Here is a 1,277-nt window from a genome sequence, read left to right on the forward strand (position 1 = left end):
TTGTTGCAGAAGTTGCGGTAGCCTTCCACCCGGCCCATATCGAACTTGATGTCACGCCCGGTGGAGGCCAGGGAGCAGAAGGTAAAACGCAGGGCGTCGGTGCCATAGGCGGCAATACCGTCCGGGAATTCCTTGCGGGTCTGCTTTTCAATTTTCTGGGCGTCTTTCGGGCGCATCAGGCCTTTGGTACGCTTGGCCACCAGGCTTTCGAGATCAATGCCGTCGATGATGTCCAGCGGGTCCAGCACGTTGCCTTTGGACTTGGACATTTTCTGACCGTAACTGTCGCGTACCAGACCGTGCACGTAGACGGTTTCGAACGGCACCTGCGGCTTACCGTTTTCATCTTTGATCAGGTGCATGGTCAGCATGATCATGCGCGCCACCCAGAAGAAAATGATGTCGAACCCGGTCACCAGCAGGTCGGTCGGGTGGAATTTCTTCAGGAAGTCGGTCTGTTCCGGCCAGCCGAGCGTGGAAAAGGTCCACAGACCCGAGCTGAACCAGGTATCCAGTACGTCTTCGTCCTGCTCCAGCCTGACGCTCTGGGGCAGGTCGTACTTGCTGCGGATTTCCGCCTCGTTGCGGCCCACATACACCTTGCCGTTCTCGTCGTACCAGGCCGGAATCCGATGGCCCCACCAGAGCTGTCGGCTGATGCACCAGTCCTGAATGTCGCGCATCCAGGAAAAGTACATGTTCTCGTACTGCTTGGGCACAAACTGAATGCGGCCGTCTTCCACCGCCTCAATGGCCGGCTCGGCCAGGGGCTTGGTGCTCACATACCACTGGTCGGTTAGCCAGGGTTCCACCACTACACCGGAGCGGTCGCCGCGGGGCTGCTTCAGAGCATGGTCTTCGATCTTGTCCATCAGGTCGGAGGCCTGCAGGGCTTCGACAATCGCTTCGCGCGCGGCATAGCGATCTTTGCCTGCCAGCTCTGAGGGCAGGCCGGTATCGATGTCGGTGCGAGACTGACCGGCATAGTTGAATACCTGAGCGGTGCCCAGAATGGCCGCATCTTTATCCAGCACATTGATCAGGGGCAGGTCGTGACGTTTGCCCACTTCGTAATCATTGAAGTCGTGGGCTGGAGTGATCTTCACGCAGCCGGTGCCAAAATCCTGATCCACATAGTCATCGGCAATAATCGGAATGCGGCGGCCGACCAGGGGCAGCTCAATGAACTTCCCCACCAGTGAGGCGTAGCGCTGGTCTTCCGGGTGCACGGCCACGGCCGAATCGCCCAGCATGGTTTCCGGGCGGGTGGTGGCCAC

The 1,277-nt window shown here is 59.1% G+C and carries 1 protein-coding gene; it reads right to left on the minus strand.

Going from position 1 to position 1,277, the window contains the following annotated elements; all coding sequences use genetic code 11:
- The coding region (locus B3187_RS06545) for a class I tRNA ligase family protein (protein WP_286805253.1) at window positions 1–1,277 on the minus strand (1,277 nt) is incomplete at both ends.

Origin of the sequence: Marinimicrobium sp. UBA4209 (assembly GCF_002381585.1) — a bacterium.
Lineage (GTDB): Bacteria > Pseudomonadota > Gammaproteobacteria > Pseudomonadales > Cellvibrionaceae > Marinimicrobium > Marinimicrobium koreense.